Raw genomic sequence first — 25,107 nt, forward strand, 5'->3', positions numbered from 1 at the left:
ATCGCCCACTTATTTCTAATAATTTACCCCCGAGCCCATCATGTCCGTCAGCCGCCTGCTCGACCAGCTCGCCATCCAGGCCGGCGTCGCCCTTGCCGACAAATCGCTGATGCTGGCCACCGCCGAATCCTGCACTGGCGGGCTGGTGGCGGCCGCCATCACCGATGTATCGGGCTCGTCCGGCTGGTTCGAGCGCGGCTTCGTCACCTATTCCAACGAAGCCAAGAGCACCATGCTGGGCGTGCCGGCCAAACTGATCCGCGACCACGGCGCGGTCAGCGAGGAAGTGGCGCATGCCATGGCCGAGGGCGCGCTGCTGAACAGCCGCGCCCAGGTGTCGCTGTCGATCACCGGCGTGGCCGGGCCCAACGGCGGCACGCCGGAAAAGCCGGTGGGGATGGTGTGCTTCGGCTGGAGCAACCGCATTACGACCCTTACCGAAACGCAGCGCTTTCGTGGCGACCGCGGGCAGATCCGCCGCCAGGCGGCGGAGCATGCGATGCGGGGGCTGCTGGAGCTGCTGCGAAACGAGGCCTGACACCGCCGACACCAGCCCCTGCACCACCAAATAAAAAACCGCGCCGTTCCCGGTCGCGGTTTTTTTCTGCCCTGCCACCCGGCCTCAGCCGTGGCGATAGCGGTTGATCGTCTCCCGCGTCTGCAGCGCGACATTGCGCGCCGCCGTGGCAAAGTCCTTCTCGCGGCTGGCGTAGAGAATGGCACGCGACGAATTGATCATCATCCCCGTGCCATCCGCCGTGCGCCCGGCCTTGACCGTGGCCTCGATATCCCCGCCCTGTGCGCCGATCCCCGGAATCAGCAGCGGCATATCGCCTACGATCTGCCGCACCCGCGCGATCTCGTTCGGGAACGTCGCCCCCACCACCAGCCCCATCTGTCCGGTGGTGTTCCAGCGCTCGCGCGCCGCCTCGGCCACCAGCTGGTACAGCGGCTTGCCGTCGACCTGCAGGAACTGCACGTCGGAGCCGCCCGGGTTGGAGGTGCGGCACAGCACGATCACGCCGCGGCCCGGATAGGCCAGGTACGGCTGCATCGAATCGAAACCCATGTACGGACTGACCGTGACCGCGTCGGCCTTGTAGCGCTCAAAGGCCTCCAGCGCATAGTGCTCGGCGGTCGAGCCGATATCGCCGCGCTTGGCGTCCAGGATCACCGGGATGCCGGGGTGGGCATCGTGGATGTAGTGGATCAGCTGTTCGAGCTGGTCCTCGGCGCGCTGTGAATGGAAGTACGCGATCTGTGGCTTGAACGCGCAGACCAGGTCGGCGGTAGCGTCGACGATCTCGCGGCAGAACGAGAAGATGGCGCCGCCCGCCCCGGTCAGGGACAGCGGCAGCTTCTGCGGGTCAGGATCGAGCCCGACGCACAGAAGGGAATCGTTGCGCTGCCAGGCGGCAGCAAGCTGCTCGGTGAAAGTCATGGGTACTCGGTATTCCTGGTGGCGCCGGCGCCCCACAGGATCGGCCGGCGCGGTTGGCTGCAGCGGCGTGAAAACCATTCATCCCTTGCAGCATATGTCGCTTCCGGCGATTTTACCCGCTGCGTGCTATCGTTTTGCGCTTCCTCTCAAAACAAAGAGCGGCATCGCGCACAGCCAGCCGCCCTCCCTCCATGTCTCTCGATCGCCGCGGTATTTTCCTGCTTATCGTCCTTACGCTTGCCTGGGGCATCAACTGGCCCATCATGAAGGTAGGGGTGGCGCACTTCCCGCCCCTTGGTTTCCGGCTGCTGTGCATGGCCGGCGGCCTGCTGGCGCTGGGCCTGGCGCTGCGGCTGCGTGGCGACTCGCTGGCGGTACCGCGCCGCGAATGGGGCACGGTGTTCCGCCTGGCCCTTCCCAACATGGTGGTCTGGCACCTGTTTGCCATCGTCGCGGTCAAGATGCTCTCGTCGGGCCGGGCCGCCATCCTCGGCTACACCATGCCGATCTGGGCGGTGGTGTGGGGCCTGGTGTTCTTTCGCGAGCGCATCAGCGGCTGGGCCTGGTTCGGCATCGGCTGCGCGCTGACCGGCACCGTGCTGCTGCTGTCGGGCGAGATCAGCGCGCTGACCGGCAGCCCCGCCGGCACGCTGCTGATGCTGCTCGCCGCGGCCGGCTGGGGCTTTGGCACCCAGCTGATGAAACGCACCCAGACCAGCGTGCCGATCGGCGCCATGACCTTCTGGATGCTGGCGATCACGCTGCCGTTCCTGCTAGCCGGCTCGCTGCTGCTGGAAGACGGCTGGCGCATGCCCACGGCCGTCGAATGGGGGGCGATCGCCTACAACGCGGTGGTGGTCTTCGCCTTCTGCCACCTGGTCTGGTTCGGGCTGGCGCGCAGCCTGCCGCCGGTGGTGTCGAGCCTGTCGATCATGTTCATCCCGGTGGTCGGGGTGTTCTCGGGCATGTGGCTGCTGGACGAGCAGCCGCACTGGCAGGACTATGCGGCGATCGTGCTGATGTTCCTGGCCTTGTCTTCGGTGATGCTGGCGCCGCTGCTGTGGCGCCGGTTGCGGGGCGCCATGGGGTGACGCCGCGACGACGGGGGCCTAGCACAACGGCAGGCCGCGGACGCGGAGATTTCACTTAACAAGCCACCCTTCGTTGGGCTACACTCGCGGCCATCACAATCCCGGAGAAATTACGTGGGCAGTAGCATCGGGTGTTCGAGTTGCCGCAGCAGCGCTGCGACCTCTGCGAATGCCATGTCACTGCGGGCTGCGTAACGACGACCCGCCCGGAGCACCCGGCTCCGCGCCTCGTCGGCCTCGCCCGCAGCAGAACACTGCGGGCGAGTGTCTTTCCGTGCCACCGGCGGCGCCATCCATGCGCGCCGCATCGTTACGGATCTTCCCTCTCCCGGCTAGCCAGCCAACCCAGGCAAACGCCATCGCCTTGTACCGCTTGTGCCGAACGGCAGGCGCGGCACAGCGCGATCACGCTTGCCCGTGGCCCGGCCATTGCGGCTGCGTTGCAGCATAGCGCAAGGCCATGCAGGGCATGACGGAGCACCTGGGATGCGGCGAGCCGCCTGCGCTTGTCTTCGCGCTTGTCTTTGTTTTTCGTCGCAATCAGTAATAAGGAATCCCGGGGATGATCAACCTGTTCGTCCTGCAGAAAGGCCGGCTCGCCCAGGAGCAGGTCGACGAGCGCAATGAGCTGCTGCAACACAAGCCAATCTGGATCGACGTCGTCAATCCCGACGACGAAGAGCTGAACTGGATCAAGGAAGCCTACGGCGTTGCCCTTCCCGAACTGGAAGACCTCGGCGACCTGGAGGCATCGGCGCGCTACTTCGAGGGCGAGGACGAGAATATCCATATCCGCACCGACTTCCTGCTGGACGAGGAAGAGGTGTCGCGCAACGTGCGCGTGGCCTTCGTGCTGACGCGCGACGTGCTGTTCTCCATCCACGACGAAGACCTGCCGGTGTTCCGGCTGGTGCGGTTGCGCGCGCGCATGCGCCCGGGCTCTGTGCGCAATGCCAAGGACGTGCTGATGGACCTGTACGCGACCGACGCCGAGTACTCCGCGGATTCGATCGAGGAAGTCTACGAACGCCTGGAAGAAGCCAGCCGCCGCGTGCTGGCCGAGAACGTGACCGATGCCGCCGCGGCCGACGTGCTGGAAACCATCGCCCGCGAGGAAGACTTGAACGGGCGCATCCGCCGCAACGTGATGGACACGCGCCGCGCAGTGTCCTTCCTGATGCGCAGCCAGCTGCTGTCGGCCGAACAGCAGGACGAGGCGCGCCAGATCCTGCGCGATATCGACTCGATCGAGAACCACACCGCGTTCCTGTTCGACAAGATCAACTTCCTGATGGACGCGACCGTCGGCTTCATCAACATCAACCAGAACAAGATCATCAAACTGTTCTCGGTGGTGTCGGTGGCGCTGATGCCGCCCACGCTGATCGCCAGTATCTACGGCATGAACTTCAAGTTCATGCCGGAGTTGGACTGGGCCGCAGGGTATCCGTGGGCGATTGCGCTGATGGCGGTGTCGGCGGCGATTCCGCTGGTGTATTTCCGCCGCAAGGGCTGGCTTAGCTGACGCCGGGGGGCGTCAGTCCGGCAAGGTGGCCGCCCCCATCCGCCGCGCGATGATCCCCGCCTTGGCGCGGAAATTCACGCGCACATTAGCGCAGTATTCCTTCTTGTCGAAGCACTTGGGCGCCGGCAGCGCCGCGGCCAGGCGTGCGGACTGGCCCACGCTGAGCTTGTCCGCCGTGGTGCGGAAGTAGTGCTGCGCCGCGGCCTGCGCGCCGAACACGCCCTCGCCCCACTCCACCGAATTGAGGTAAATCTCGTAGATGCGCTGCTTGTCGAGCCAGAACTCGAGCATCCACGTGATCGCCAGCTCCTGGCCTTTGCGCAGGTAGTGCTGCTCGGAGGACAGGAACAGGTTCTTGGCCAGCTGCTGCGTGATGGTCGACCCGCCCCGCACGATGCGCCCGCGCTTCTTGTTGCGCTCCCAGGCGTCGAGCATGGCGTCCAGCTCATAGCCCGGGTGGTTGACGAAGTCGGCGTCCTCGCTGGCGATCACCGCGCGCTTGAGATTGCGCGAGATGCGATCGTACGGTACCCATTGCCGGTCGATGCCGCAGTTCCACACGTTGAGGCCGCACAGCCGCCAGCGCTCGGCGCGCATGAACGTGGTCGTCGACGGGTTGATGTATTGCCAGCTTGCGATCTGCACGAAGAAGAACAACTGCATCGCCACCACGCCCGCCGCCACGCAGCCCAGCAGGTAGCCGAGCCAGCGGACCGGGTTGAGCACCGTCCGTGCAGGGGCTGCGCCGCGGCTGGCGCTGGCCGTGCGGTTGCGGTTGGCCACGGCTGGCGGCGCCCCGGTCAGCCCTTGCGTTCGGCCTGCAGCGCGGCGCGCAGCTCGGCCAGCACGGGGGCGGTGCGGGGGCGCACGCCGCGCCAGATGTAGAAGGCTTCGGCGGCCTGCTCGACCAGCATGCCCAGGCCGTCGCTGGTACGCGCGCCGCAGCCCGCGGCGAACTGCAGGAACACCGTGGGCTCGGCGCCGTACATCATGTCGTAGGCGAGCACGCCTTCGCCCAGCAGCAGCTCGGGCACCGGCGGCACTTCGCCATGCAGGCTGCTGGACGAAGCGTTAATCACGACGTCGCAGGCCTCGTCCTCGGACAGGCCTTCAAGCGCATCGAGCCCGCCGCCCCACAGCTCCACGCCGTACTGGTCGGCGGCTTCGACAAACTCTTCCAGCATGTCGCTGGCGCGCGAGGCGGTGCGGTTGGCCACCACGATGCGCGACGGCCGGCATTCGATCAGCGGCAGCATCGCGCCCATGGCCGCGCCGCCCGCACCCAGCAGCAGCACGCGCTTGCCTTCGATCAGCGTGTCGAGGTTGTCCTGGATATCGCACACCAGGCCGATGCCGTCGGTGTTGTCGCCGTGGATCAAACCCTCTTCGATCCACAGCGTGTTGACCGCGCCGGCGGCTTCGGCGCGCTCGGTCAGGCGGTCGGCCAGGTCATAGGCTTCGAGTTTGAACGGCACGGTCACGTTGCAGCCGTAGCCGCCGTCGGCAAAGAACTTGCGCACGGTGTCGGCAAACCCGTCCAGCGGCGCCTCCAGGCGGTCGTATTGCACGGCCTCGCCGGTCTGGCGCGCAAAGGCGGCGTGGATCGCCGGCGAGCGGCTGTGCGCGACGGGGTTGCCGATCACCACATAGCGATCGGACGTGGGCTGGGAGGAATCAGTGGAAGCAGTGGATGTCATCAGCGTGCCTGCAAGCGGGTTTCCAGCCCGCTGCGCGAAAACTTGAAAGTGGAAATGACTTCGAGGATGTCCTGGCGCGCCGCCATTTCCGCCGTGAACGCGCCGAACGGCGCGGCCGCGCGCACGATCGCCACGGCCTGGCGGTCCAGCGCGGGATCGCCCGAACTCTTGACCACGTCGATGGCATCGACGTTGTAGCCGTCGCGGTTGTAGCCGAGCTTGCCCAGCCGGTTGACGTTGATCACCAGGATCAGCTGGCCGTACAGCGGCTTGCCGTTGCGTTGCGGGAAATCGGTGGTACCGCGCGCCTCGATCTTGCGGCGCAGCCGGTCGTAGTACTGCGCGTAGTCGACCGCCTGCGCGCTGGTGGCGGTGAGCTGGAAGCGCTTGGGCCGCTTGGCGTACTGGTCCAGGTTGCGGCCGATCTCGGCCTCGAGCTTGGCCATCTCGTCGGCCGAGGTGCGCTCGTCCTGGCCGCGCTGCGGGGCGTCCTCGCGCCTCTCGCCGGGCTTGAGCGGCTGGTTGCGCACCGCCGGCGCGGGTTCGCGCGCCTGGGTCAGCAGGCGCTGCTGCTCCTGTTCGAGCTGCTCGACGCGGCGCTGCACCTGGCGCACCAGGTCGCCTTCCTGTGTCACGGTCTGAGCCGGCAGCGGCGTGCTGGCACGCTGCTGGTCATGGTCGCCGCCGCCGTCCAGGTTGGCCTGCGCCAATGCGGTCGGGTTGCGCGGCTTCTGCGCCGATTTGGCGTTGACCAGCACCACGTCCAGCGCGGCATCGCTGCGCTTGATCTCGAACACCTCGGGCGCGGCGATCCGCACCATCAGCAGCACCGCATGTACGGCCAGGGAAACGGCCAGCGCCTTGGCCAGCGTACTGCTGTTGTGCCACCTGGCATGCCACCAGTGGCGGGGAGCGGCGAAAGCGGCGTTCACGATGGATGGATGAGGGCTCGGAGGGCTGGGTGCACGGACTGGCCGGGACGGGAGGGGACCGGCAGGCCATGGCAAACCGGGGCCCGCAGGCCCCGGATCAGACTGGCATTGTAAGTGAGCGCCGTCGATTTCCGAAGGCTTCAGCCCGCCGCCGGGCCGCCGGTGTCGCGCTGGGCCGACGGCTCGCCGTTCTCGTCATTGCCGTCCGCGCCCGCGGGTTCCTCCGGCGCCTCGTCCGACACCCCGGCGGCCTGCTCCGCGGCTTGCTCGGCCGCCAGCTCCGCCGCGGCCTCGGCAGCGGCTTCGGCCGACACTTCAGCGGCTTCCTCGTCGCTTTCCAGCTCTTCCTCGGGCAACTCGCCTTCTCCGGCAAAGACTTCCAGCACGCGGCACGACACCTCCAGCGTGATCTCGTCGGTCTCGCCGATCTCCAGCAGCACCTGGGTGCCGCGCTGCGCCTGGGCCAGCTCGGGCACGCGCGTGACCAGCGGGATCTCGGTGAAGCGCACCGCGCCTTCCTTGAGCACCGAGGCCATCATGCGCTCGCGCTTTTCCTGCTTGAGCCAGCGCAGGCACCAGTAGCGCTCCATGGTCGACTGGTGGTCGGCATAGGCGGCATAGGTGCCTTCGAAGTCGGCCACCGCGGCCAGCAGGTCGGCGTCCTTGGGCTTGAACGGCGCCACCAGCTTGGCGGTCACGCCGTGCTGGGCCACCGCCAGGATCTGCCACTGGTTGACCAGGTCGACATAGCGGCGCAGCGGCGAGGTGCTCCACGCGTACTGCGCCACGCCCAGCCCCTCGTGCGGCGCCGGATAGGTCTGCATGCGGGTGCGGTGCATGCCCCACGCCTTCTGCGTGCGGTAGATGCCCGGCACGCCCTGGTCGGCCAGCAGCTTGCCCCAGGTGCTGTTGGCCAGGATCATCAGCTCGGCCACGATCTTGTCCAGCGGCGAGCCGCGCTTGCGCTGCTCGATGCGCACGCGCTGGCTGCCGTCGGCCTGGTCGTCGAGGTAGAAGTTGAAGTCGGCGCGGTTGTGCGTCTCGGGACGCAGGCCGCTGGCCAGGCGCGCCTTCTGGCGCTCGTCGTACAGGTAGCCGGCAAAGTGCCAGAGCTGCGTCAGCGCGTCGCGGAACGGGTAGTCGCCGGTGCCCTGTGAGAGCGAGGCCTCGGTGATGACGTCGTCCAGCAGGTTGTGGCGCAGGTTGGCGGCGATCGGCACCATCTCGGCGCGGGTCTCGCTGCCGGTGATGAGCCACACGCTCGGGTCCACCGTCACGTACAGCGACAGTGCCGGGCATACGCGGCCTTCCTGCAGCGTGTAGCGCTCCACCACCGGGTCGGGCAGCATGGTGATCTTGTCGCCCGGGAAGTAGACCGTGGACAACCGCTGGCGTGCGATCGCGTCGAGCGGCTCGCTACGGCGGATGCCCAGCGCGGGCGCGGCGATATGGATGCCGATGCGCAGCTTGCCGTCGGCCAGCTTCGTCACCGACAGCGCGTCGTCGATCTCGGTGGTGGTGACGTCGTCGATCGAAAACGCTTCCACCTCCGCCACCGGCAGGTCGGCGGGCGGCTCGGGCACGTCGGTATCCGGGAAGCCGGTGCCCTTGGGGAAGCACTCGGCCAGGAACTTGGCCTCATGCAGCGCGCGCGGGCTGGCCACGCCGCCGGCGGCGACCATCAGCCGCATCGGCGTCATGCCCAGCGCGGTGCAGGCCGCGTCCATGGCCTTGAATTCCAGGCTGTTCTTGTCTGGCTTGAACAGGAGCTGCAGCACCTTGTTGCGGAACGATTCCGGCAACGTCAGCGCCTTGAGCTGGTCTTCGTATTCGGCCTGCACCAGCGCCTGCTGGCGCTTGCGCTCGAGCGCGGCCAGCGCCGCCTTGAGCTGGTCTTCGGGCGCGCGCTGGTAGCGGCCGCGCCCCTTGCGGCGGAAGTACACCGGGTTGCCGTGCAGCGCCATCGCCAGCGCCGCCTGCTGCACCGCGCCGGGTTCGGCGCCGTAGTATTCGGCGGCCAGCTCGGCGAAGCCGAACTCGGCCTCGGGCGCGCATTCCCACAGGAAGTCCAGGTCGATCTCCGCCACCATGTCGCCGGTCTGGCGCACCAGCTCGATCGCCGACGGCTGCGCAAACTGCAGCAGCACGTCGCGGGACTTGACCTTGGTGCGCTTGCCGGCCGGCAGCTCCACCTGGTAGGCCTCGCCCTGCTGGTTCAGCACGGTGCCGGCGCGGATTTCGCCGCCTTCTTCGAACAGCAACTGCATCGATCGGTACTTTCAGAAATGCGCGGAACCGCATCGGGGCCGCCACGGGCGGCGCTGGAGCGGTTCCTGTAGGAGAAATGGTGCGGACGGTGCGGACCGGCGAACGAATACGCGGCTGGTCCGGGCTGGTCCGCGCAGGGCGCGCAAGCTGCGCGCCGGGGCGCCCCCCGTAGCATTACGGGCGTGGCCGCAGACCTGGAATGATACCGCACCCCCGGTCCTGCGCCCGGCCGGCGCCGCTTTGGACGCCCCGCCGGGGCGCATCGGGGAGGCCAGGCCTCAGAGCGACATGCCGCCGCTGGCCTCGATCGCCACGCCGTTGACGTAGCTGGCGTCGTCGCTGGCCAGGAAGGCGTAGATGCTGGCGATCTCGGCCGGCTCGGCCAGGCGGCGCAGCCAGCACGACGACTTCATGCCGTCGAGCACCTTCTCCGGCACGGTCTTCACGATCTCGGTATTGACGAAGCCCGGGCACACCGCGTTGACGCGCACGCCCTTGGGCCCCAGCTCGCGCGCCCAGGTCTTGGTAAAGCCGATCACGCCGAACTTGCTGGCCGCGTAGTTGGTCTGGCCGAAGTTGCCGTACAGGCCGACCACGCTCGACGCGTTCAGGATCACGCCCCGGCCCTGTTCGGTCATGATGGTGGCGACGGCCTGGGCGCAGTTGAACACGCCCTTCAGGTTGACGTCGATCACGGCGTCGAACTGCGCCTCGGTCATCTTGACCAGGCGCGCATCCTTGGTGATGCCGGCGTTGTTGACCAGGATATCGATGCGGCCATGCGCGGCAATCGCCGCCGCGACCATGGCGTCGACCTCGTCGCGCCGGGTCACGTCGACCCGGTAAGCCGACACGGTGGCGCCGGTGGCGGCCAGCTTGTCGGCGGCCTCGCGCACGCGCGCCTCCTGCACGTCGCACAGCACGACGATGGCACCGTCGGCGGCAAAGCGCTGCGCGGTGGCAAACCCGATACCGGCGGCGGCACCGGTGATGATGGCAACCCGTCCCTGCAATCTCATCTTGTTTTATCTCTTCGCTTCGGTAGTGCGTGTGAAAACGGGGCCGCGGTCTTTGATGCGCGCAAGCGCGCCCGCCCCGGTCCCCGGGGATGGCCGCGACAGCAGGTCCGGCAAGAAGACCTCTGTCACGAGCATGACGCCGTCGCCGCGCCGGAATACCGAGCGCCGCGCCGGCAGCATGGGCAACGGCCCCATGGCCGGCAGCACGCGCTGCAGCGCCTGGCGCAGCGGATGGTGCGGCAGCAGCCGCGCAAACTGGAAGGGGTCGCGCTCGACCGCCGGATCGACGAACAGCCGCCCGCCCAGCGGGCGCTCGCCCAGCCCGCGCAGGAACGGCCAGTCGCGGCGCGCATGGCGCTGGCGCACCACGGTGTGGGCAAATACGGCGGGGATATCGTCGCAGATCAGCAGCACCTCACGCGTCAGCGCGGGGGTGCGGTTGCCCTGCCCCAGCGCCTGCCATTCGTCGGCCAGCGGCCGCAGCGGGCGCTGCTGCAGGCGGGCCACGCGAAAGCGCTCCGACGCGGCCACCAGCCGCGCGGTCAGCGAGCCGTCATCGCCGGTCACCCAGCGCCGCAGGTTGGGCGTGATGGCAGCATCGAAAGGCAGGTGCGAACTCCAGCCACAGCGGCGCGCGGACTGCGCGCTCATGCCGGGCTTGCGCTTGCCGGCACCTTGCCGTCCGGGCCATAGCCGCAGAAGGCGAGCACATCGTCGACGTAGTCGGCAAATTCGCTGATGCCGTGGTCGCTGCCGTCGATGACGCGCATCTTCGCGCCGGGGCAGGCGGCCACCATTTCACGGTAGTCCAGCACCTCATCGCCGGTGGCGGCGATGAGGTAATAGCGTTCGGGGCGGGTGATGGTGTCCACGCGCAGGTCCAGCAACTCCCGCAGGTGGCGCCGCTCGACCCTGACCGAGCCGCCGCCATGCCATAGCGGCTGCTCGCCCAGGTATTGCTCCAGGTCGGTCCACGGATGGATAGCCGGGTTGAGCAGCACGGTCTTGCAGCCGTAGCGCTCGCCCAGCCAGCGCGCATAGAAGCCGCCCAGCGACGAGCCGACGATGGCGATTTCCTGGTCGCCGCCGGCCTGCGCGGCGCTCTTCGCGGCACGAATGGCGGCCTCAGCCTGCGCGATGGCCATTTCCGGCGAGACATTGAGCGTGGGGCAGGCGTAGTAGCGCCCCACGCCCCACTCGCGCATGCGCTCCTGCACCAGCCGGGCCTTGAACGACTGCGGCGAGGAGCGGAATCCGTGCAGGTATAGCAGCATGGTGGTCCTTCGCGTCGGTCAGCGCTGGGCCAGCGCGTCCAGCAGCTTCTGGTGCACGCCACCGAAGCCGCCGTTGCTCATTACCAGCACGTGGTCGCCCGGCTGAGCCGCGGCGCGCACGACCTGCACCAGCTCCGCCAAGTCCTGGAATGCGCCGGCCTTGGCGCCAAGCGGCGCCAGCGATTCGGCCAGGTCCCAGCCGAGCGCGTCCTTGCCCGCCGGAGCGCCGTAGCCGAACACCAGGTCGGCCTGCTCCAGGCTGGCCGGCAGCTGGGCCTTCATCACGCCCAGCTTCATGGTATTGGAGCGCGGCTCCAGCACGGCCAGGATGCGGGCATTGCCGACACGGCGGCGCAGTCCTTCCAGCGTGGTCTGGATCGCGGTCGGGTGGTGGGCGAAGTCGTCGTAGACAGTCACGCCATTGACCACGCCGCGCACTTCCATGCGGCGCTTGACGTTGGCGAAGCGCCCGAGCGACTCGATCGCCTGCGCCACCGGCACGCCGACGTGGCGCGCGGCCGCGATCGCCGCCAGCGCATTCATGCGGTTGTGGGTGCCCTGCAGGTCCCACACCACGGTGCCGACGACGGCATTGCCAAACCAGACGTCGAAGGCATCCTTGCCGGGCGCAGCCTTGGCGCCGGCCGCATCGCTCTCGCGCCAGTCGCCTACACCGAACTGCTCGACCTCGCTCCAGCAGCCGCGCTCGAGCACGCGGGCCAGGCTCTCTTCCACGCCGTTGACCACCAGCCGGCCCTGGCCGGGCACGGTGCGCACGAGGTGGTGGAACTGGGTCTCGATCGCCGCCAGATCGGGGAAGATGTCGGCGTGATCGTATTCCAGGTTGTTCAGGATCGCCGTGCGCGAGCGGTAGTGGACGAACTTGCTGCGCTTGTCGAAGAAGGCGGTGTCGTACTCGTCGGCCTCGATCACGAAGAAGTCGGATTCGGTCACGCGCGCTGAAATGCCGAAGTTCTGCGGCACCCCGCCCACCAGGAAGCCCGGGTTGTAGCCGGCATCCTCCAGGATCCAGGCCAGCATCGAGGTGGTGGTGGTCTTGCCGTGCGTGCCGGCCACGGCCAGCACCCACTTGCTTGCCAATACGTGCTCTCCCAGCCATTGCGGGCCGGAGACATAAGGCAGGTTGCGGTCGAGGATGGCTTCCATTAGCGGATTGCCGCGCGAGACCACATTGCCGATCACGAACAGGTCCGGCTCCAGCGACAGCTGGGCGGGGTCGAAACCTTCGATCAGCTCGATCCCTTGCGCCTCGAGCTGGGTGCTCATCGGCGGGTAGACATTGGCATCGCAGCCGGTGACGCGGTGACCGGCCTGCTTGGCCAGCACCGCCAGGCCGCCCATGAAGGTGCCGCAGATGCCAAGGATATGAATATGCATGGGTTCCCGGAAAGACATGAAGCAGGCCGGCGAACTCGGCCTGGGGACTCGGCACCCGGCGGCGCACGCGGCGGTTTTGTGCCGCTGGCGAGGCCGGGCAGGAAGCCCACGATTGTACCCGAGCGCCGGCGGCCCTCGCTGCACTGCGGCAGCATGCGGGCACCTGCCGCGGGGGCGTGCTCCGGTATCATGGGGCATGACCCGACGTACCCAGCTTGACCCCTCCCGCCTGCGCGACGAGATCGCCCAGGCCGCCGCCCGCATGATCGCCGAGGACGGTGCCGACTACGCCACCGCCAAGCGCAAGGCCGCGCGCCAGCTGCTGGGCGAACAGCGCGTGCCCGGCGAATGGCTGCCGGACAACGAACAGATCGAAGCCGAGGTGCGCGCCTACCAGGCGCTGTTCCATGCCGAGACCCAGCCCCGCATCCTGGCGCTGCTGCGCCGGCTGGCGGTACTGGCGATGGAAGACCTGGCGCCGTTCCGGCCCTACCTGGTCGGCGCGGTGCTCAACGGCACCGCCACCGAGCACTCTGATATCTATCTGCAGTGCTTCTGCGACAGCCCCAAGGACGCGACGCTGCACCTGCTTAACGCCGGGGTGGACTTCGAAACCAGCGAGAGCCGCCACTTCGGCGGCCGCGGCGAGGTCGAGACCCTCAGCTTCCTGTGGAAGGGCCAGTGGCCCGACCGCCGCGAGGCCAGGCTGCTGGCCGGCGAAGTGCGCGCGGAACTGGGGGCGCCGGTGGGTATCCATATTGCGCTGTATGATGCCGTCGACGAACGCGGCGCCGTGCGGGCCGACGCCTCCGGGCGCTTGGCACGCGCGGACGTGCAGGCGGTGCGTGCGCTGATGGACAAGGCCGACGAGGCCGAACCGGACTGACGCCGGCCGCTCCAACCATCACCCGACACCATGCGCCCCCGTTGGTGCGCCCAACTAACTCCTTGGTCCAGGCCATCCCATGACTGAAACCGTTTCCTCGCCCGCCCGCCGCTCCCGCCTCTGGCTGTGGATCGGGGTTGCCGTGGTCGCCTGCGTCGCCGGCGCGCTGGCCGGCCATTTCGTGTTCTCGCCCAAGCCCGCCGGCGACCAGGCGGTGGAGACCTTCTTCCAGACCCGCCTGCCTGATGCCGCCGGGGCCGACCTGGACCTGGGCAAGCTGCGCGGCAAGACCGTGGTGGTGAACTTCTGGGCACCATGGTGCGGCCCCTGCGTGGAAGAGATGCCCGAACTGACCGCGCTGCATGAGGAATACAAGAACCGGCAGGTGGAGTTTGTCGGCATCGGCATCGATTCCGCCGCCAACATCCAGCAGTTCACCAGGAAGGTACCGGTGGCCTACCCGCTCGCCGTGGCGGGTTTCGCCGGCACCGAACTGTCGCGCAATTTCGGCAATAGTGCCGGGGGCCTACCCTATACCGTGGTGATCAACCCGGACGGCTCGGTGAAGTACCGCAAGATGGGGCGGGTCACCGCCGAGGAATTGCGGGCAGTCCTGCCGCGCACATGACGACATTCTTCCGTGAACTCCGCTGAATTTCGGATTTCTTCGGCGATTTCTGTCAGCTGGCGCATCAAACCAGGCGAAAGTGCTTAAAACGGCATTGGAGTACGACTGGATGCCGCCCGGCCTTGTATCGCCCGCTAGACAAATCACTCTAAGCTACGGTAATCTCCGCGCAATTTCGTTGATCTGGTCGAGCCGCCGTGACTGCAACCCGCTCCCTCCGTCGCTCAGCCCGCTACCGCAAGGTGCTGGTCCTCCATGGGCCGAACCTCAACCTGCTGGGCACACGCGAGCCGGAGACCTACGGGCACACGACGCTTGCCGATATCGACGCGGCCCTGGCCGAACGTGCCACAAAGGCCGGTATTTCGCTGGCATCGTTCCAGTCCAACCATGAAGGGGCGCTGGTCGACCGCATCCACGCGGCACGCGCGGAAGGCGTCGACTTCATCGTTATCAACCCCGCGGCCTATACGCATACCAGCGTGGCGCTGCGCGATGCGCTGGCCGGCGTGGCGATCCCCTTCGTCGAGGTGCACCTGTCGAACGTGCACCGCCGCGAGAGCTTCCGCCACCACTCCTACTTCTCCGACGTAGCGGTCGGGGTGATCTGCGGACTGGGGTGGCAGGGTTACCTGCTGGCGCTGGACTATGCGCTGGCCCAGGAGCAGCCGCCGCCAGGGAGTTCGGGGAGCTGATCCCCGCCAGATTTATTTGAATACATGCGCGCGCCGCCCGGCGGCCTGCGCCCGTTGCGTGTGCTTCGGCACGGCGGGCGCGGATCCCTGGTGGCCGCCACAACGATTTCTTCCGCCGCGGCCGTTCCCGGCAGCGGCCGGACAACCCGATTCAGGAGGATAAAAAGATGGACCTGCGCAAGCTGAAGACGCTTATCGACCTGGTGGCCGAATCCGGCATCTCCGAGCTGGAAGTCACCGAAGGCGACGGCAAGGTACGCATCGTCAAGCAACCGCCGCAAGTCATCGCCGCGCCGATGGCCATGCCGCAGATGCAGGCGCTGCCGGCCGCCCCGGCCGCAGCCCCGGTCGGCGCTGCGCCGGCTGCCGAGCCGGCTGTCCAGCTGCCCGCCGGCCATGTGGTGACCTCGCCGATGGTGGGCACGTTCTACCGTGCGCCCTCCCCCGGCGCCGCGCCCTTCGTCAACGTCGGCGACACCGTCAAGGAAGGCCAGACCGTCTGCATCATCGAAGCCATGAAGCTGCTCAACGAAATCGAGTGCGACAAGGCCGGTGTCATCAAGGAAATCCTGGTCGAAAACGGCCAGGCAGTGGAATACGGCCAGCCGCTGTTCGTCATCGGCTGATCCCCACCGGGATGCCGCGCCGCATGCTGCCATTGGCCACTCGCGTGGCCACCAGGCAGCACCGGCGCGGTCCGCTAATGGCGTTTCGTGACGCCGGGGACGCTGTAGGCATCGCGGCCCGTTCCGTGCAGTTCCATGCAGTTCCGCGCAGTATTGCGGCCACGACGGCTACCCGCCCTGCGGCCGCGCGCCCGATGTGCCTTGCCGGCACGCAGCGGGACCGCTCCTGTTCTCGCAGAGAGAGACCATGTTTGAAAAAATTCTGATCGCGAACCGCGGCGAAATCGCTCTACGCATCCAGCGCGCCTGCCGCGAACTGGGCATCAAGACGGTCGTGGTGTACTCCGAGGCCGACAAGGAGGCCAAGTACGTGCGCCTGGCCGACGAAGCCGTCTGTATCGGCCCGGCCCCGTCGCCGCTGTCTTACCTCAATATGCCCGCCATCATCTCGGCCGCCGAGGTGACCGACGCGCAGGCCATCCACCCCGGCTACGGCTTCCTGTCGGAGAACTCCGACTTCGCCGAGCGCGTGGAGAAATCCGGCTTCGTCTTTATCGGCCCCACCGCCGACAGCATCCGCCTGATGGGCGACAAGGTCTCGGCCAAGCAGTCCATGATCAAGGCCGGCGTGCCGTGCGTGCCCGGCTCGGACGGCGCCCTGCCCGACGATCCCAAGGAAATCCTGGCGACCGCGCGCCGCGTGGGCTACCCGGTGATCATCAAGGCCGCCGGCGGCGGCGGCGGCCGCGGCATGCGCGTGGTGCACACGGAAGCCGCGCTGATCAACGCCGTCAACATGACGCGCGAAGAGGCCGGCCGCGCCTTCGGCAATCCCGAGGTCTACATGGAGAAGTTCCTCGAGAACCCGCGCCATGTGGAAATCCAGATCCTGGCCGACCAGCACCGCCAGGCAATCTGGCTGGGCGAGCGCGACTGCTCGATGCAGCGCCGCCACCAGAAGGTGATCGAGGAAGCGCCCGCGCCGCACATCCCGCGCCGCCTGATCGAGCGCATCGGCGACCGCTGCGCCGAGGCCTGCAAGAAGATGGGCTACCGCGGCGCCGGCACCTTCGAGTTCCTGTACGAGAACAACGAGTTCTACTTCATCGAGATGAACACGCGCGTGCAGGTCGAGCACCCGGTCACCGAGATGATCACCGGCATCGATATCGTGCAGGAGCAGATCCGCATCGCCTTTGGCGAGAAGCTGCGTTTCCGCCAGAAGGACGTGCAGTTCCGCGGCCACGCGATCGAATGCCGCGTGAACGCCGAGGACCCGTTCAAGTTCACGCCGTCGCCGGGCCGCATCACCGCCTGGCACATGCCCGGCGGCCCGGGTGTGCGGGTCGACTCGCACGCGTATGATGGCTACTTCGTGCCGCCCAACTACGATTCGATGATCGGCAAGATCATCACTTACGGCGCCACGCGCGAGCAGGCTATCGCCCGCATGCGCATCGCGCTGTCCGAAATGGTGGTGGACGGCATCCAGACCAACGTGCCGCTGCACCGCGAGCTGATGATGGACGCCAACTTCGTCGAAGGCGGCACCAGCATCCACTATCTCGAGCATCGCCTGGCGGAGCGCGCGAAGGCCTGACGCAACGTTACCCGCAATACACACCGCAGCAAGCACGTAGGAAGCAAGGAAGCCCGTGGCATTTCAGGAATGTGTGATCGAAGTGGCGCAGGACCAGGCCGAGGCCTGGTCTGACGCCCTGTTCGACCTTGGCGCGCTGTCGGTCTCGGTGGAAGACGCCGATGCCGACACGCCCGACGAGCAGCCGCTCTTTGGCGAGCCCGGGCTGGAACCGAAGCAACTCGCGTGGAACCGCTCGCGCGTGGTGGCGCTGTTTGGCGACGATGCCGATCCGGCCGTGGTGGTGGCGGCTGCCGCCAACCAGCTCGGCATCGACCCGGTGCCGGCGTTCGAACTGCGCGCGGTCGAGGACCAGGACTGGGTGCGGCTGACGCAATCACAGTTCGAGCCGATCCGCATCGGCGAGCGCATCTGGGTGGTGCCGTCGTGGCACGACGCGCCCGAGCCCGACGCCGTGGTGCTGGAGCTGGACCCCGGCCTGGCCTTCGGCACCGGCAGCCACCCCACCACGCGGCTGTGCATGCAATGGCTTGAGCAGAACCTGAAGCCGGGCGAGACCGTGCTCGACTATGGCTGCGGCTCCGGCATCCTGGCGATCGTCGCGCGCAAGCTGGGCGCGGGCGACACCATCGGCATCGATATCGATCCCAACGCCGTGGAAGCGTCGCGCTACAACGCCGAGCGCAACCAGGTGCAAGCATCGTTCGCACTGCCCGAGTCGGTGTCCGACGCAAGCTACGACCTGGTGGTCGCCAATATCCTGTCCAACCCGCTCAAGCTGATGGCGGCCATGCTCAGCGCCCGCGTGCGCCCCGGCGGCCGGCTGGTGCTCTCCGGCGTGCTCGAGCGCCAGGCGGATGAAGTTGCCGCGGCCTACGCGCCCTGGCTGCCGCTGACGGTGTGGCGCAGCGAGGAAGGCTGGGTCTGCCTGCATGGCACCCGCCCCTGACCGGTACTGATGGCCGCCGTCAAGCTCGTCACGCGCTGCCCGGCCTGCCGCACCGCCTTCCGGCTGGTCGCCGACCAGTTGCGCCTGCGCCAGGGGCTGGTGCGTTGCGGCCACTGCGAAACGGTGTTCGACGCGCGCGAACACCTGATCGAGATTCCCTTGCCGGCCGGTGGCGCCACGCCTGCCGCGGCCGCGCCCGTTTCCTCCGCAGCACCAGCCCGCGCTGCTTCCGCCCCGGCATCGGCTGGGGCCGCGCCCGCGCCGATGCCAGCTTCCGCGCCGCTCGCGCCCCTTACGCCCCAGACGCCATTCAAGCCCACCATCGATCCTGGCTATGACGTGCCGGCGCTGGACGCGCCGACCATGATGATGTCGCCGGAAGAGATGGACGCACAGGCGGACGCCTCCGCGGCGGCCCCAGCGCAGGCCGGCATGGACGACGACGAGATCGAGCGTGCGGTGCGCGAAGCCAACGAAGCCGTCGCGCAACGCAATGCGCGCGATGCCGAACGGCAGGCCGCGGCCCCGACGGAGGAACCGGCGCAGCCGCCGGCTGCCGTGGGAGTCGGGGCTGAAGTGGAGCCCGAAGCCGAGTCTGAAGCCGAAGCTGAAGTCGAGCCCGAAGCCGAGTCTGAAGCCGAAGCTGAAGTCGAGCCTGAAGTCAAAGCTGAAGCCGACCTTGAACTCGAGCCCGAGGCCGGCGCCGACGCAGCGCCCGCATCAGCAACCCCTGCCGGCCCGAATCACGTCGAGGACACCCCGGCACAGCCGGCATCCGTGGCCGTCCCCTGGCCGACGCTCGATCATGCCGCGCTGGATATGGCGGAACCGGCGGCGGAAAAGCCGGCTGCATCGGAACCGCAAGCCGCGACCGACAAGCCCGCACCATCGCCCGCCGCACCCGCTGCAGCGATCCCCAGCGCCAGCGAATTCCTGCGCGCGGCGTCCGCCGATGCCGCGCCCGCGCCATCGGCGCAAGAGCTGTCTTTCACGCCTGCCAGCGCCGATCGCTTCGATGACGCTGGCGAGGAGGCCGGCGCACAAGACCTCGCCCCCGACACTGGCAGCCAACCCTCTACCGTCACCGGCGGCGCCGTGGCGCGCGAGCAGACCACGCGCCGCTGGGCCCGCACGGAAGCGCCGGCCGGCCCGGTGTTCGCCCCCGACTTCCTGCGCCACGCGCGCGAGCGTGAACGCGAACGCACGCGCGAGCCCCGCCGCGGCACCCGCGTGCCGCGCTACGCATGGCATGCGGCCGCCGTCGTGCTCGCCCTCGCCGGCGCGGTGCAGGCCGCGTACCTCGCACGCGGCCAGCTCGCCGGCCAGTTCCCCATGCTGCGGCCGGTGCTCGAGGCGGCCTGCGCGCCGCTGGGCTGCGACGTGCCGCCCTGGCGCGACATCGACGCGCTGCGTATCGAGAGCTCGCAACTTCAGCGCCAGGACGAAAGCGGCGACGTCTACCTGCTGACGGTGACGCTGCGCAACCAGGGCCGCGCCAGCACCGTGCTGCCGGCCATCGAACTGGTGATGACCGACCTGCAGGACCAGCTGCTGCTGCGCCGGGTGCTGCAACCGGCGGATTACCTCGATCCGACGCAAAAGGCCTTTGCCGCGCAGGGTCTTCGCGCGGGCATGGAACTGCCGGTTCGGGTACGATTCCGGACGCAGCAGGCGCCAGCCAACTACCGCGTGCTGATTTTTTATCCCTGAATTCCCGGCTCGCCGCCGGACCGAATCCGAGTCCGGCAGCGAACCGCGCCCCCACCCGGGCAATGACCGGCCAGGCGCCGGAAACTGAACCGGAAACCATCCAGACATCAAGGAGTAGACATGAGCAACGTCACCCTCGGCGGCAACCCGATCGAAGTCGCAGGCAAGTTCCCGCAGCCCGGCGACAAGGCGCCCGCCTTCTCGCTGGTCGGCAAGGACCTGAAGGACGTCACGCTGGCCGACTTCGCCGGCAAGCGCAAGGTGCTGAACATCGTCCCGAGCCTGGACACGCCGGTGTGCCAGGCTTCGACCCGCAAGTTCAACGAAGCCGCCAGCGGCCTCGCCAACACCGTGGTGCTGACCATCTCGGCTGACCTGCCGTTCGCGATGGGCCGCTTCTGCACCACCGAAGGCCTGACCAACGTGGTGACGCTGTCGACGATGCGCGGCGCCGAGTTCAAGGGCAACTATGGTGTCGACATCAAGAGCGGCCCGCTCGCAGGCGTGACCGCCCGCGCAGTGGTGGTGCTCGACGAGAACGACACCGTCAAGTACGCGCAGCTGGTGTCGGAAATCAAGACCGAACCGGACTACGACGCCGCCCTGGCCGCACTGAAGTAATCCACGCGACCTGACGGCAGCGGCCGCCCGCAGACCCGGGGCGGCCGCTGCTGCTTTCTGCCTTACCGCTTTCGCAGTAGCCTTCCCGCAAGGGATCCACCCCCCTGACCGACCAACCACCTGGAGAGAGCATGGCCAGCCTGATCTGCGGCTCCGTCGCCTACGACACCATCATGACGTTCGACGGACGTTTCCGAGAACATATCCTGCCGGACCAGATCCACATGCTGAACGTGTCGTTCCTGGTGCCCGGCATGCGGCGCGAGTTCGGCGGGTGCGCCGGCAACATCGCCTACACGCTGAAAATGCTCGGCGGCGACCCCATGGTGATGGCCACCGTCGGCTCCGACGCCGAACCGTACCTGGAATACCTGCGCAAGCTGGAGATCCCCACGCAACACATCCGCGTACTGCCGGAGACGTTCACGGCGCAGGCGATGATCACCACCGACCTGGACAACAACCAGATCACCGCCTTCCACCCTGGCGCAATGAGCCAGTCGCAGTTGAATAACGTCAAGGATGCACTGGGCAGCGCCAGCGCGCCGCGCCTGGGCATCGTCGCGCCCGACAGCCGCGAAGGCATGCTGCACCACGCGCGCCAGTTCGCCGACGCGGGCGTGCCGTTCATCTTTGACCTGGGTCAGGCCATGCCCCTGTTCAACGGGGACGACCTGCGGGAGTTCGTTGAACTCGCCAGTTACGTGACAGTCAATGACTACGAGGCGCAGGTCCTGCTGTCGCGCACCGCGTGGACCAGCGCCGATGTCGCCGCCAAGGTCCGTGCCTTCATCGTCACGCACGGCGAGCGCGGCGCCAGCATCTTTGCCGATGGTAGCCAGTACGCGATCCCGGCCGTCCAGGCCGAGCGCATCGTGGACCCGACCGGCTGTGGCGACGCCTTCCGCGGCGGCCTGCTCTACGGCATTGAAAACGGTTTAGACTGGGAAACGACCGGCCGCCTGGCGTCGCTGATGGGGTCGGTCAAGATCGCACAGCAAGGTCCGCAGAACCACTGGTTGTCGCGCGAAGAAATCGGCAACCGGTTCCAGTCTGCATTCGGGTACCGCTACGCCTGACCTGCGGCCAGAGCGTGGCTTTTTTCGGTAACAAGAGATGAACAACAAGCTCCGTGGCGGCGCCGTTGCCGTCCTTGCCCTCGTCACGCTGGTTGCCGGCTGTGCCACGCAGTCCAACTCCAACAGCGTCTACGGCACGGGCCAGGCGCAGCGCGAACAGACCGTGCGCTACGGCGTGGTCGAAGGCGTGCGCGAAGTCTCCATCCAGGGCGGCCAGACCGGCGCCGGCACGCTCGCGGGTGGTGCCATCGGCGGCATCGCGGCCGGCAGCACCATCGGTGGCGGCAATGGCGCGGTGGCCGCAGGCATTCTCGGCGCGATTCTGGGCGGCATCGCCGGTAGCGCCGCCGAGAACAAGATCAACCAGCGCCGCGGCCTGGAAATCACCGTGCGCCTGGACAACGGCGAGATGCGCGCAATCACGCAGGAGGCCGACGAGGCCTTCCGCCCCGGCGAGCGCGTGCGACTGCTGTCTTCGGGCGGCGTGACGCGCGTCACGCACTGAGCGCAAGCGGCCCGGGAGGGCCGCGGCGACGCTGCATCGCAAGCGCCGCACCCGCAAGGGTCGCGGCGCTTTTTCTTTTGGCGTCGAGGTTGGCCTGAAGCCGGCGCGCGCCCATGAAAAAACCCGCCGGGCGGATGCCATCGGCGGGTCGGCAAGACTGGCGTCTTGCGGACCGGATACGCAGTATCCGGTCATGCTGGCACGCGCTGCGTGCCGGTGTGGTTCCTTGCGGAACGTGCAAGCTCCACGCCGTGGCGGCGCAGCTTACGGACGGTTGCCCGTCGGGAACGGCCAGGCAGCAGCCGGGTTCAGCGCGGTCTTGGCAGCCGAAGCGGGAGCCACGGCAGGGGCAGCGGCAGGCTTGGCAGCAGGCGCCTTCTTGGAAGCGGCCTTCTTGGCAGCCGGCTTCTTGGCGGCAGCCTTCTTGGCCGGGGCCTTCTTGGCGGCTACCTTCTTGGTGGCAGCCTTCTTGGCGGCCGGTGCCTTCTTGGCGGCGACCTTCTTGGTTGCGGCCTTCTTGGCCGGTGCGGCCTTCTTGGCGGCTACCTTCTTGGCGGCTACCTTCTTGGTGGCGACCTTCTTGGCTGCCGGTGCCTTCTTGGCTGCAACCTTCTTGGCTGCAACCTTCTTGGCGGCTACCTTCTTGGTCGCGACCTTCTTGGCGGGGGCCTTCTTGGCCGCTGCCTTCTTGGCGGCCGGCGCCTTCTTCGCGGCTACCTTCTTGGTTGCGGCCTTCTTGGCGGCCGGTGCTGCCTTCTTGGCGGCTACCTTCTTCACAGCAGCCTTCTTGGCCGGAGCGGCCTTCTTGGCGGCCGGCTTGGCGGCCTTCTTAGCCGCCGGCTTTTTCTTTGCAGCAGTTGCCATGGATAACTCCTTCACTAGAGAGTGAATATCGAATGACCTAAGTTGGCGACCCGACCGACCCGAGGCGCAAGACAGCAGCGCAGCCCCAGTCGAGCGAGCGATTCATCGGCGTGCGGCGCATTTGCGGCTGCACGCTAATGAATTCGGTTACAGGCGCACCGCCCCTGGCGGTGACTTGGCGGCCGGAGCGAGCCCGCAAGCGGGTCTCGGGCACGTGCCGCGCCCTGGAATATTCGATCAGCCCACGCCGCCCGTTGAGTCGGCGCGCGGCCAGAAATGAGGAGATATCGGACAGCAGGCCTGCGGTGCGGGCATGGCCTCGCGCACGGCAGGCGGCATTCATCATTCGGTGGTAGCTGGCCCAACCCGTCACTGGGCCAAGGGAGACTGCACGCGTTTTAAGAAGCCGGTCCGGCCTGGTCTGCGTCAAAGTTCTCGTGCTCCTCAGCTACTACCTGCATCACTGCATCGAAGCGCGCATCGCGCTCGTCGTTCCATCTTGCTCTTCCTGCTTCTCTGCAATGAAGTGAGACTCTTGTCAAGGCGAATCATAATTCGTTTGCACCATGATGTTAAGAAAAAAGTGCAAAAAAACTTGCCTGCATGCATCGCTCCAACTAGTTCTCACGCGTGTCGTCACGAAGACGTTGCCAATGGCATCGCCATGCATCGCGCGCACGCATGCGGCGACGCGTGTTTCTCTCTCTTGCACACACGTCGCGACACCCTTTCACACCTTCCACGCACGCAGCTTTTACACACCCGCGCGCGACCCGATTACAAGCCGCGCGATGCGCGTCGCAAGCGCGCGCGTAGGTAGCGTCGCGTCTCATCTCGACTTGCGCAAAGCCGCATGGATAAAGGCTTTGCGGGCGATGCACCGCGGCGCGCGCGGCACGCCGCGAGGCGCGCAAGCAGGTTGGCGAGCGCGCGTGAGACTGGCCGCGCGGCGCGTCCTCTGCATGCGTTACACAGTCGGCCGCGCGCTCGATCGCGCCATGGCACCGGAGCCGCGGCATCGATCCGCGCGCGCGTCGCGCGACACGATGCGCGAACCTCGGCGCGAGTGATGCGCGCGCGCAACGGTTTGCATCGGAGCAACAGCGCGAACGCATCGAAAGCGTTGCGATTGAGCAAAGCGACGACGCGAGCGAAGCATTGCGGCAACACATCGGCGGCGCGTCGCACCACACCATCGCCGTCACCATCGCCCCTCGCGCATCCGTCGGTGCGCTTGCTCCTCGAGGGTGCTGGAGGTTGCCGGTCTCGCTCGCACAGTTGGATCGTCAGTCAGGTCCTCAGTTACGTCATCGCTTGCGCCGCCGGTCGTGCTGCGCATGCCGGCGCGCGTGGCACGCGAGGTGCCCGCGGCGCGTCGTACGTCCGCTTAGAGGATTGCTTCAGCGCCCCCGAGGCGATGCCAATTGCTGCGACACAAAAACCTGCAAACCGCACGTGCAGGCGGCTTTGCGGGTAGCGGGCCGGATCAGCGGCAAGGCTTGCGCGCCGTCGCGCCGGATTGCGGCGACGCGCCCGCGCCAGTAGATTGGCGTGCGCGCCCGCCGCTCGCTGGCTGCCCGGATGACCCGATTCGATCCATTGCGGCAGCCGCCGCGCGGCGCACCGCACCGGCATACTGCCGGTGGCCACGAACCTCAAAGGAGACATCATGCGCATCCATCCCACCCTCGCCTGCACCCGACCGCTGTGGCGCGCCGCCGTGCTCGCCGCCGCCCTGCTCGGCAGCGCCGCGGCGATGGCCCAGGCCACGCCGAGCGGCATGTGGAAGACCATCGACGACAACACCGGCAAGCCGCGCGGCCTGGTGGAGATCACCGAGAGGAACGGCGTCTACAGCGGGCGCCTGGTGAAGTCCTTCGTCGAGAGCGACGGCAAGCCGCGCGTGTGCGACAAGTGCACCGACGCGCGCAAGGACCAGCCCGTGATCGGCATGACCATCCTGTCCGGCCTGCGCAAGACCGGCGAGAACGAGTGGAGCGGCGGCGAGATCCTGGACCCCGAGAACGGCAAGGTCTACAAGAGCAAGATCTCGCTGGCCGAGGATGGCAACAAGCTCAACGTGCGCGGCTTCATCGGCATCAGCCTGATCGGCCGTACCCAGACCTGGGAGCGCGAGCACTGAGCACCGCGGCGCGATGGCATGCCGGCGCGGTGGAGACTCAGGGTTTCTCCGCAGGCGCGCTGTTGCATGTCGCCCGCGGCGACGCACGCAACAGTGAGTGCGGATTGATGGACTTGTTCTTGCGCCGACCTGGTCCACGGCACAGACGGTGACATG

The 25,107-nt window shown here is 67.7% G+C and carries 24 protein-coding genes; 14 read left to right on the forward strand and 10 right to left on the reverse strand.

The annotated features are described in order from the left end of the window. The first annotated feature begins 40 nt into the window (after positions 1 to 40). Entirely contained in the window at positions 41 to 538 is a 498-nt protein-coding gene (locus AC10V3_RS17545; protein ID WP_022536579.1) for a CinA family protein, read from the forward strand. Positions 539 to 622: 84 nt separating this feature from the next. Here AC10V3_RS17545 and pyrF read toward each other — a convergent pair whose 3' ends face one another. Beyond that, a complete protein-coding gene (pyrF, locus tag AC10V3_RS17550) occupies positions 623 to 1,441 on the reverse strand; it encodes an orotidine-5'-phosphate decarboxylase (protein ID WP_041681156.1) in 819 nt (272 codons plus the stop codon). 191 nt (positions 1,442 to 1,632) lie between these two features. On the opposite strand from pyrF, the gene AC10V3_RS17555 reads away from it, so the two are divergent. Both AC10V3_RS17555 and corA read left to right on the forward strand, forming a co-directional pair. Next, on the forward strand, positions 1,633 to 2,532 hold the full coding sequence (locus tag AC10V3_RS17555) for a DMT family transporter (protein ID WP_022536581.1): 900 nt from the start codon (positions 1,633 to 1,635) through the stop codon (positions 2,530 to 2,532). A 562-nt stretch (positions 2,533 to 3,094) separates the two neighbouring features. Further along, on the forward strand, positions 3,095 to 4,057 hold the full coding sequence (gene corA, locus AC10V3_RS17560) for a magnesium/cobalt transporter CorA (RefSeq protein WP_022536582.1): 963 nt from the start codon (positions 3,095 to 3,097) through the stop codon (positions 4,055 to 4,057). Between the two features lie 12 nt (positions 4,058 to 4,069). On the opposite strand, the gene mtgA is transcribed toward corA, so the two are convergent. From mtgA to mpl, 8 genes are all read right to left on the reverse strand, one after another. Then, positions 4,070 to 4,840: a monofunctional biosynthetic peptidoglycan transglycosylase gene (mtgA, locus tag AC10V3_RS17565; RefSeq protein WP_022536583.1), complete on the reverse strand. Its 771-nt coding sequence runs from the start codon at positions 4,838 to 4,840 to the stop codon at positions 4,070 to 4,072. 17 nt (positions 4,841 to 4,857) lie between these two features. Further along, positions 4,858 to 5,754 carry a shikimate dehydrogenase gene (aroE, locus tag AC10V3_RS17570; protein ID WP_022536584.1) on the reverse strand — a complete coding sequence of 299 codons (897 nt, stop codon included), beginning with the start codon at positions 5,752 to 5,754 and terminating at the stop codon, positions 4,858 to 4,860. Beyond that, a complete protein-coding gene (locus tag AC10V3_RS17575) occupies positions 5,754 to 6,686 on the reverse strand; it encodes an energy transducer TonB (RefSeq protein WP_022536585.1) in 933 nt (310 codons plus the stop codon). Before AC10V3_RS17575 ends, aroE begins: the two co-directional genes overlap by 1 nt. A 140-nt stretch (positions 6,687 to 6,826) precedes the next feature. After that, entirely contained in the window at positions 6,827 to 8,953 is a 2,127-nt protein-coding gene (locus AC10V3_RS17580; protein ID WP_022536586.1) for a ribonuclease catalytic domain-containing protein, read from the reverse strand. A 279-nt stretch (positions 8,954 to 9,232) separates the two neighbouring features. Further along, on the reverse strand, positions 9,233 to 9,973 hold the full coding sequence (gene fabG / locus AC10V3_RS17585) for a 3-oxoacyl-ACP reductase FabG (protein ID WP_490922671.1): 741 nt from the start codon (positions 9,971 to 9,973) through the stop codon (positions 9,233 to 9,235). Positions 9,974 to 9,979: 6 nt separating this feature from the next. Continuing rightward, a complete protein-coding gene (locus AC10V3_RS17590) occupies positions 9,980 to 10,624 on the reverse strand; it encodes a chorismate--pyruvate lyase family protein (protein WP_349607140.1) in 645 nt (214 codons plus the stop codon). Next, entirely contained in the window at positions 10,621 to 11,247 is a 627-nt protein-coding gene (locus tag AC10V3_RS17595; protein ID WP_454752425.1) for a YqiA/YcfP family alpha/beta fold hydrolase, read from the reverse strand. The genes AC10V3_RS17590 and AC10V3_RS17595 overlap by 4 nt, the downstream gene beginning before the upstream one ends. 18 nt (positions 11,248 to 11,265) lie before the next feature. After that, entirely contained in the window at positions 11,266 to 12,645 is a 1,380-nt protein-coding gene (mpl, locus tag AC10V3_RS17600) for a UDP-N-acetylmuramate:L-alanyl-gamma-D-glutamyl-meso-diaminopimelate ligase (protein ID WP_454752426.1), read from the reverse strand. A 196-nt stretch (positions 12,646 to 12,841) separates the two neighbouring features. Between mpl and AC10V3_RS17605 the strand changes: the two genes are divergently transcribed. The 10 genes from AC10V3_RS17605 to AC10V3_RS17650 all read left to right on the forward strand — a co-directional run bounded on the left by AC10V3_RS17605 (position 12,842) and on the right by AC10V3_RS17650 (position 21,944). After that, positions 12,842 to 13,531, forward strand: a complete 690-nt coding sequence (locus tag AC10V3_RS17605; RefSeq protein WP_022536591.1) for a hypothetical protein — start codon at positions 12,842 to 12,844, stop codon at positions 13,529 to 13,531. A 79-nt stretch (positions 13,532 to 13,610) separates the two neighbouring features. Beyond that, on the forward strand, positions 13,611 to 14,159 hold the full coding sequence (locus tag AC10V3_RS17610; RefSeq protein WP_022536592.1) for a TlpA family protein disulfide reductase: 549 nt from the start codon (positions 13,611 to 13,613) through the stop codon (positions 14,157 to 14,159). Positions 14,160 to 14,356: 197 nt separating this feature from the next. After that, on the forward strand, positions 14,357 to 14,854 hold the full coding sequence (aroQ, locus tag AC10V3_RS17615) for a type II 3-dehydroquinate dehydratase (RefSeq protein WP_349607141.1): 498 nt from the start codon (positions 14,357 to 14,359) through the stop codon (positions 14,852 to 14,854). 167 nt (positions 14,855 to 15,021) lie between these two features. Then, positions 15,022 to 15,480: an acetyl-CoA carboxylase biotin carboxyl carrier protein gene (gene accB / locus AC10V3_RS17620; RefSeq protein ID WP_022536594.1), complete on the forward strand. Its 459-nt coding sequence runs from the start codon at positions 15,022 to 15,024 to the stop codon at positions 15,478 to 15,480. Positions 15,481 to 15,727: 247 nt separating this feature from the next. Continuing rightward, positions 15,728 to 17,080, forward strand: a complete 1,353-nt coding sequence (gene accC / locus AC10V3_RS17625; protein WP_022536595.1) for an acetyl-CoA carboxylase biotin carboxylase subunit — start codon at positions 15,728 to 15,730, stop codon at positions 17,078 to 17,080. A gap of 55 nt (positions 17,081 to 17,135) precedes the next feature. Continuing rightward, the gene (gene prmA, locus AC10V3_RS17630; protein ID WP_454752427.1) at positions 17,136 to 18,029 is read left to right on the forward strand and encodes a 50S ribosomal protein L11 methyltransferase; all 894 of its coding nucleotides are present in this window, start codon (positions 17,136 to 17,138) and stop codon (positions 18,027 to 18,029) included. A gap of 9 nt (positions 18,030 to 18,038) precedes the next feature. Further along, on the forward strand, positions 18,039 to 19,739 hold the full coding sequence (locus tag AC10V3_RS17635) for a zinc-ribbon and DUF3426 domain-containing protein (protein ID WP_490922673.1): 1,701 nt from the start codon (positions 18,039 to 18,041) through the stop codon (positions 19,737 to 19,739). A gap of 120 nt (positions 19,740 to 19,859) precedes the next feature. Further along, positions 19,860 to 20,360: a thiol peroxidase gene (gene tpx / locus AC10V3_RS17640; protein WP_454752429.1), complete on the forward strand. Its 501-nt coding sequence runs from the start codon at positions 19,860 to 19,862 to the stop codon at positions 20,358 to 20,360. A 131-nt stretch (positions 20,361 to 20,491) separates the two neighbouring features. After that, positions 20,492 to 21,439 carry a carbohydrate kinase family protein gene (locus AC10V3_RS17645; protein ID WP_022536599.1) on the forward strand — a complete coding sequence of 316 codons (948 nt, stop codon included), beginning with the start codon at positions 20,492 to 20,494 and terminating at the stop codon, positions 21,437 to 21,439. Between the two features lie 37 nt (positions 21,440 to 21,476). Next, entirely contained in the window at positions 21,477 to 21,944 is a 468-nt protein-coding gene (locus tag AC10V3_RS17650; RefSeq protein ID WP_022536600.1) for an outer membrane lipoprotein, read from the forward strand. A gap of 264 nt (positions 21,945 to 22,208) precedes the next feature. On the opposite strand, the gene AC10V3_RS17655 is transcribed toward AC10V3_RS17650, so the two are convergent. Then, positions 22,209 to 22,808, reverse strand: a complete 600-nt coding sequence (locus AC10V3_RS17655; RefSeq protein ID WP_490922674.1) for a histone H1-like DNA-binding protein — start codon at positions 22,806 to 22,808, stop codon at positions 22,209 to 22,211. A gap of 1,669 nt (positions 22,809 to 24,477) precedes the next feature. Between AC10V3_RS17655 and AC10V3_RS17660 the strand changes: the two genes are divergently transcribed. Further along, positions 24,478 to 24,951, forward strand: a complete 474-nt coding sequence (locus tag AC10V3_RS17660) for a DUF2147 domain-containing protein (RefSeq protein WP_022536602.1) — start codon at positions 24,478 to 24,480, stop codon at positions 24,949 to 24,951. Positions 24,952 to 25,107 lie beyond the last annotated feature (156 nt).

The organism is Cupriavidus sp. PB-02, assembly GCF_058252315.1.